6 protein-coding genes are annotated in these 6,396 nt (G+C 44.2%); 4 read left to right on the top strand and 2 right to left on the bottom strand.

Translation table 11 applies throughout. The annotated features are described in order from the left end of the window. Together A3756_RS22115 and ampD are read left to right on the top strand one after the other, a co-directional pair. Positions 1–1,089 (top strand): DUF1631 family protein (locus A3756_RS22115; protein ID WP_156490689.1); only part of this gene is annotated, 1,089 nt, incomplete at its 5' end. Between the two features lie 2 nt (positions 1,090–1,091). Continuing rightward, positions 1,092–1,646 (top strand): 1,6-anhydro-N-acetylmuramyl-L-alanine amidase AmpD, encoded by a 555-nt coding sequence (gene ampD, locus A3756_RS22110; protein WP_068554661.1) that lies wholly within the window; start codon positions 1,092–1,094, stop codon positions 1,644–1,646. On the opposite strand, the gene mnmC is transcribed toward ampD, so the two are convergent. Together mnmC and A3756_RS22100 are read right to left on the bottom strand one after the other, a co-directional pair. Then, positions 1,643–3,739 carry a bifunctional tRNA (5-methylaminomethyl-2-thiouridine)(34)-methyltransferase MnmD/FAD-dependent 5-carboxymethylaminomethyl-2-thiouridine(34) oxidoreductase MnmC gene (gene mnmC / locus A3756_RS22105; RefSeq protein WP_068554659.1) on the bottom strand — a complete coding sequence of 699 codons (2,097 nt, stop codon included), beginning with the start codon at positions 3,737–3,739 and terminating at the stop codon, positions 1,643–1,645. The two genes, ampD and mnmC, sit on opposite strands and share 4 nt — an antisense overlap. A 13-nt stretch (positions 3,740–3,752) precedes the next feature. Beyond that, the gene (locus A3756_RS22100) at positions 3,753–4,298 is read right to left on the bottom strand and encodes a peptidylprolyl isomerase (RefSeq protein WP_068554665.1); all 546 of its coding nucleotides are present in this window, start codon (positions 4,296–4,298) and stop codon (positions 3,753–3,755) included. A gap of 376 nt (positions 4,299–4,674) precedes the next feature. Between A3756_RS22100 and A3756_RS22095 the strand changes: the two genes are divergently transcribed. Together A3756_RS22095 and A3756_RS22090 are read left to right on the top strand one after the other, a co-directional pair. Then, positions 4,675–5,478 carry a hypothetical protein gene (locus tag A3756_RS22095; RefSeq protein WP_068508465.1) on the top strand — a complete coding sequence of 268 codons (804 nt, stop codon included), beginning with the start codon at positions 4,675–4,677 and terminating at the stop codon, positions 5,476–5,478. 172 nt (positions 5,479–5,650) lie between these two features. Next, entirely contained in the window at positions 5,651–6,334 is a 684-nt protein-coding gene (locus A3756_RS22090; protein ID WP_068554657.1) for a carbonic anhydrase, read from the top strand. Positions 6,335–6,396 lie beyond the last annotated feature (62 nt).

The following is a 6,396-nucleotide window of genomic DNA, read 5'->3' as shown; positions in this document are numbered from 1 at the left end:
CTAAACGATTTCGATGACAATCTAGATATTTTCCAAAGCTTATTAGATGATTTTATTAAATTTATAGTGATTGAAGATAAGCGTGGTCAACTTGTTGAGCAGCGCACAAAAGATGCTGAAAAGGGAAAAGCAGCCAATGACCTAGCCAAGAAGGCGGTTGATAATGCTTTAAATGCAATTTTAGCTGATCAGCAAGCAAGAGCGCGTAATGTACCAGAATGTGCAGAAGCTTTTCTTTCAAAAGCGTGGAGTAGGGTACTTAATTACACATACCTAAACGGTGGTGTCGACTCAGAGAGTTGGAAGGCTGAAATTGCCTTGGTTAAAGATTTGATTTGGACGGTGAGTCCAGACAAGGAGGAGTTTGATGTTCGAGGCAAGTTATTGAAAACGATTCCTCGTGTTATGAGGAAGTGTCGGGAGGGGCTCAATCGGATCATGTATGATCAGTTTGAGGCGAAAACCCTATTGGCCGATATCGAAGCTCAGCATGTTAATGTCTTGAATAACTTGCAAACATACGAAGAGTTTGCCAAGTCTGCAATGGACGATAACGCCATTGCTGAGTTGGTTCAGGATACGCTTGAAATTGAACAAGACTTTAACGATTTTAAGCAATCTAGCGTTGAAGCCGAAAAGCCGGTCAAGCCTGCGCCTAAAGCTGCCTCTAGAGAAACAAACTCCGACAGTAAACCTGTCTCACCCAGTGAGCAAGGCACCGGTGATAACGCAGAAACGGAATCAAGTGTCGAGCCTACGCGTGCCGAAACGGTTCTAGAAGAAGATTTGAGTGCTAGTGCGAGCGATTCCATTGTTGATGCATTTAGTAAGCAGGTGGAAAGAGCTAGCATTGGCACCTGGTTTGAGGTTTCAAAGGAAGGACGTCCTGAACGTTGTAAACTTGCTGCACACATTAAGGCTATTGATAAGTTTGTTTTCGTTAATCGATCCGGCATCAAAGTAATGGAGCAGGATAAAAGTGGTTTTGCATCCCTGCTAAGAAATGGAGAGCTTCAAGTTCTAAATGATGGTTTATTGTTTGATCGTGCCTTAGAATCGGTGATCGGGAGTTTACGCGGAGCTAACTAGGTATGAAAATTTGTAATGGTTGGTTGACTGGTGCTCGGAAGTGCCCGTCACCCAATTATAATGAGCGCCCTCAAGCTGCGCCGATCAACTTACTAGTCGTTCATAATATATCATTGCCACCGAAGTCCTTCGGCAATAATTACATCGAGCTTTTTTTCCAAAACTGTTTGCCAGTTGGTGAGCATCCGTATTTCGAGACAATTCGCGATCTTCAGGTCTCGTCACACTTCCTCGTTAAACGCAACGGAGAAATAGTCCAGTTTGTTTCCTGTAATGACCGTGCCTGGCATGCCGGACAGTCAAGCTTTTGTGGTCAGGAAAACTGTAATGATTTCTCGATAGGCGTTGAGCTGGAAGGCGCTGATGACATACCGTATCAAGCGATTCAGTATTCGCAGCTTGCCGCTCTAACTAATGCAATTCAGGAAAGCTACCCTGAAATTACGAAAGAGCGTATAACGGGTCATGAACATATCGCTCCACAGCGGAAAACAGACCCAGGCCCTGCTTTCGATTGGACGCTGTATCGAAACTCTATAGAGAACCCCCTTGTTTAAATGCGCCGCTGTTTAAGGTGCTTAATGATAAAGCGGGCGGGCGAAAACATTGCTTTGTGTGTGTCATTTACCGGTGGGATGCCGCCGCATATTTCGTGAGCAATAAGTTCTGCGGCGACGGGGCTTGTAAATGCGCCTTTGGAGCCGTGTCCAACGTTGACGTAAAGACCTTGATAGTAGTGTCCATAAAGATGTTTGCAGCTGTTGGCGCCAACTCGAAGTTTGGCAAAGGTCTCTTTCATTTGTTCAAAATTTGGAGCGAGCCCAACGATTGGAAGGTAGTCAGGAGTGGTGCAACGAAGGCCGGCGTTACTTTTTACATCATAGTCATTCAGGCTTTTATCTTCAGTGTTCTTATCCGAAATCCATGATGGGTTCCAGTGCTGAATTGCTTCGAAGTTCTTTTCATTGTCTTCTGCATTAGTGCTTTCATTATTTGAGTCCAAATCAAAGGTCGCGCCAAAGTGGTGCCAACCAGAAACAGATGGGCATAGGTAGCCTTCTCCTGTTAACACACACTGCGTAGATTTGATTTCCTCCCTATTCTGCTTAGATCTTATCGATGTAACTTGCCCGCGCAAGGGCTTGGTTGGCAGGTGTGCTAATTGGGGAAAACTCTTGGTGTCATTAGAGTTTGCAATGACAAGATGCCTTGTGTGAAAAAGGCCTGAATTTGTTTCTATGGTCCAGCTTGAGTCTGTATTTTGGCTGATCTGCTTCGCTTCGCAGTTGTAAAATGGCGTGATGGTAGCCTGCGACTTAGCTGGCTTATCGCTAAGTAATATTTTTGCGTAGACTTTAGGGTCAAGCCAGCCCGCATTCTCAAACCATAAGCCGCCACAGGAGTGTTTCAAGCCAGACTTTTCTGAGGCTTCATCTGCGCATATTGGCCGTATAAAATCAGCTGGCAGCTTGGTGTTATTGGCAAAGCGGGTTTGCTTGGCCGCTTCCTTATCACTCCATGCTAGCTGCAGTAAACCGCAAGGGTGCCAGAATTCATTATCAAAGTTTGCCTGTAGCCGCGGGTAATAGCGTAAGCTGTAGGCAAGGCAATGCTCTACGAAGTTAAACGTTTTGTTTCTCTCACTGGGAAACTTTGCGTACATTACCAGTTGGCTCTGGCCGCTGGCACCAGAAACAGGTGCTGGGCGAGTATCTATTATCGCAACATCCAGCCCGCGTTGATACAGCGCTGAAGCAGTGCTGATACCCGCTAAACCGGCCCCAATAATAACGGTATCGAAAGACTTGGACTCGTCTTTATCTAAGGCGGCAGCCGTAGAGTTCCTAACGGAATTCTTTATCAGTGTTTGTGGGTAAGCCCAATTTGTTTTGCTTGAAGGTAAGTGGTCGGTAGAACTGAGGTCTTGTTTTGTAATAGAGCCAAGAAGCATCTCTCGTTTTTTGCCAAAGCCTTTCTGGCGCTTAACACTGAAACCTGCCGATTCTAGCCCTCGTCTTACAGCTGACGCAGCGGCGAAGGTGGAAAAAGTGGCTCCGTCAGATGATAGTCTGGCAACTTCTTTAAAAAGAGCAGGTGACCACATTTCCGGGTTCTTATTAGGGGAAAAACCGTCCAGGTACCAGCAATCTGCCATAAAACGGTATTCATCCAGGGACTCATAAATATCCCCAAAAACCAGTGTGAGGATGACTCGGCCACACTCGAACTTCAGTGTGTGGTGTCCTTTTATAGTGAAAGGATAGTCGTCGCATAGTTGGGAAGATAAATCTGCAAGCTCAGGCCATTTACTCAAAGAGTTTCTAAGATCTGATAGAGATAGTGGGTGTTTTTCGAATGAGATGTAGTGAAAGTCACGACGGCCTTTTTCTTCACAGGCCAGCCATTGTCGCCAGCTTAAGAGAAAGTTTAGCCCGGTACCAAATCCTGCTTCAGCGACGATAAAGGGTTTTAGTGCGAAGCTTTTACCTATTAGTCTAGATGCGAGTTGATTGGCTTCAATGAAAACATATTGGCTCTCTTTAAGGCCATCAACAAGCGAGAAGTAAACGTCATCGTATTCTTTCGAGGCTGGAATATCGCCTTCCCAGCCAAGATTAGCTACCGAAAAATTGTCGACTTCTCTATTCATATTTTATGGCTTGCTATTGCTTGGTTGCGGGTGCCGGACTTTCAGGCTCGGAGCTCGGTTCGGTAATTGTAATTGATTGAATGATTATTGTGTCTATGGGAATGTCTCGCATATAACCATCAGACTTGGTGGCGACCTTAGATATCTTATCGGCTATTTCGAGTCCTTTAGTTACTTTGCCAAATACGGCATAACCCGCGTTGTGCCCGGATTTATTAAGCTGCATATTGTCTTTAACATTTATGAAGAACTGAGAAGTCGCAGAATGCGGGTCGTTCGTTCGTGCCATGGCGATAGTGCCGCGTAAATTAGGAATAAAAGAATTAGCTTCGTTCTTAATGGGCGAAGAGACGGGCTTTCGTCTCATTTTTTGATCAAAACCGCCACCTTGAACCATAAAGTTGGGAATAACGCGATGAAAGATAGTGTTGTTATAAAAGCCTTCGTTAGCGTAACGGATGAAGTTCGCAACGGTTACGGGAACGCGGTCTTTAAAAAGGTCGAGCTCGATAATGCCAAGGTTGGTTGTGATGGTCGCTTGAGTCGTATTGCTATTCATTTCTTTTGCATGACTTGCTAGCGCAAAACAGCACAAAGATATAAATGTTAAATGGCACACAAATTTATTAAATAAGGATAGATTGGAATTTCTCATGGTGTGTATTTCAACTCTATATAAATTAATTGGGAAAGGTTAATTAAATCAGCAAGCTATGAATATTTTCGGTGCTTAGTATAAAGCAAAAACGGTGTCTATTCACATGAATAGACACAGGATAACATCTTGTTACTGACCGAAATCAATCTCCCACATACAAATTGGCTTTTTCTGGCCATTATTTCACCAACTACTTAGATGGCTGTATATATTTTAATAAGCCATTAATGATTCAGAGTACCTTAATAAGATAAAGATCGACTATCCCGGGGGAAGTATGACTAAGCATAATGAGCAAATAGCAAAATCCAGACTTGGGCGCTTATTAGTAAACCGCGGTTATATTAGCGAAGCGCAACTTGATCAAGCACTTCAGCTTCAAGCCTCCGAGAACATGATGCTTGGTGAGGTCTTAATTAAGCAAGGCTGGATTAGTGAGAAAGAGCTAAATAGAACACTTAAGCATCAGTCTCGTTACCGTTACACTGCAGCATTTGTTGCTTTGGCTGCGGCGCCGTTTCAACCGATGCTTGCTATGGCTGCGAGTCCCGCTGCAGCTTTACCAATTAATAACACCAGTAGCGCTGAGCTAACACGAGAACAGTTAGGTAAGTTTGGCGGCATGCAGATGCTTGATGACGAAGCTTTGGCAGGTGTTAATGCCCAAGGGTTCGGTCCAATACCAGGTATGGGGCTTAGCATCGGTCAGAATGCTGACGGAGCGGTTGCCGGTTTTCAGCATAAATATAACGACGAAGATGAATATGAAGAGCCCAAGGATGAGCAAGTGGCTTATGAGTTAGCGGACAGTGTATTAACCATGGCAGGTGTTGGTCCGATATCTAACCTGATTGAAGCAGATATTTCTATTGAGGGTTTGAAATACCAGGAAGGAAGAGGGCCTATAGAAATTACTGACGAAGGCGGTATAAAAATATATATGCCGACAGAAATTGCTCGAATTAGCATGGAGAATATTCGAGTTAAAGGAAATACTAGCGGCCCAACTATGGGAAGCATTTACATGTCTGATATCAAGTATCATCCAGATTCCAGCTATACAATTACCGCGAGAAACTAAGCTCTCTACGTTGTTATACATAAAAAAACAGGCGCGAGCCTGTTTTTTTATGCGTCAAAATAGGGCACTCGAACATAAAAAATTAGTTAGGGCTTTTCCTTGCTATATCGCTTCCCTATACCGGTTGAGAAAGCTATTATTCAACACGTTAATTGAGTTATAGAGAATTGTTATGCCAAAAATAGCCAGTGGAATCGTACGATTCAAAACCGAAGTGTACCCTCAGAAGAAAGAACTATTCGATCAACTTGTGAAAGGGCAGCATCCAGAAGCTCTTTTTATTACATGCTCTGATTCTCGTATTGACCCAAACCTTTTAGTTCAGACGGAACCAGGGGAACTATTCATATGTCGAAATGCAGGCAATATTGTTCCACCGCATAGCAACTATACTGGTGGTACCACGGCAACGATTGAGTATGCTGTTGCCGTTCTTGAAGTCAAACATATTATTGTGTGTGGACACACCTGTTGTGGGGCAATGGCCGGCGTGATGGACCCTGACTCGCTCACTAACCTTCCTCATGTGACACAATGGCTCAGCTACTCAAAGGCTGCGCATCAGATTGTTATGGAAAAGCTGCCAGAGGGCTCCCATGATGAACGTCTGGCTATGTTGATTGATGAAAACGTTTTGCTTCAGTTGCAGCATTTAAAGACCCACCCTCATGTTGCTGCCAAACTTTCTACCAATAAAATTCAGCTACATGCCTGGACCTACGATATTGGTGCCGGAGACGTAAGGGCTTTTGATGATGAACGTGGTGAGTTTGTGCCCGTTGAGGAACGTTACGCCGACGATGTAAAAGCGTATCTTGAATCCCAACAGGCCGGTGCATGCAACGCGGACCACTAATCTGGCATATGAAATAGCAAGGAAGGTAAAAGAGAATAATAAGGATCTACAATGAAAGTTTT

Source organism: Oleiphilus sp. HI0086, assembly GCF_001635225.1.
This window is presented reverse-complemented; position numbering and strand designations above follow the sequence as displayed.

Bases quoted from the DNA above. Each gene is read 5' to 3' on its own strand.
- mnmC (WP_068554659.1), bottom strand. From the start codon at position 3,739: ATGAATAGAGAAGTCGACAATTTTTCGGTAGCTAATCTTGGCTGGGAA.
- ampD (WP_068554661.1), top strand. From the start codon at position 1,092: ATGAAAATTTGTAATGGTTGGTTGACTGGTGCTCGGAAGTGCCCGTCA.
- A3756_RS22100 (WP_068554665.1), bottom strand. From the start codon at position 4,298: ATGAATAGCAATACGACTCAAGCGACCATCACAACCAACCTTGGCATT.
- A3756_RS22095 (WP_068508465.1), top strand. From the start codon at position 4,675: ATGACTAAGCATAATGAGCAAATAGCAAAATCCAGACTTGGGCGCTTA.
- A3756_RS22090 (WP_068554657.1), top strand. From the start codon at position 5,651: ATGCCAAAAATAGCCAGTGGAATCGTACGATTCAAAACCGAAGTGTAC.